The organism is Streptomyces sp. SID14478 (genome assembly GCF_010548525.1).
Lineage (GTDB): Bacteria > Actinomycetota > Actinomycetes > Streptomycetales > Streptomycetaceae > Streptomyces.
In genome coordinates, this window is sequence record NZ_JAAGMG010000664.1 from 1 (window position 1) to 231 (window position 231).

1 pseudogene is annotated in these 231 nt (G+C 71.4%); it reads right to left on the minus strand.

Features of this window, described 5'->3' with window-relative positions:
- Positions 1-7: 7 nt before the first annotated feature.
- Positions 8-231: pseudogene (locus G3I40_RS21790) on the minus strand (ArsR family transcriptional regulator); the annotation flags it as partial.

A 231-nucleotide genomic window follows, 5' to 3' on the forward strand; every position in this document is an offset into this window, starting at 1 on the left:
TGTGGTCTCAACTCCCGCCCTTGTCCGTGTCGTTGCCGGTGTGCTCGGGCAGCAGGGGGAACATCCGCGTGATCGCGGCCACCGCCATGGTCCCCGCCGGGCGGGCGGAGGGCCGGTCGTCGCGCTCGCGGTACGGGTCCAGCAACCGGCGTACGGCGTCGGCCACTTCGGACATCTCCTCGGGAGTGAGGTGGACCACCGCGCTGAAGGACTCCTCGCGTCGCCACGCGT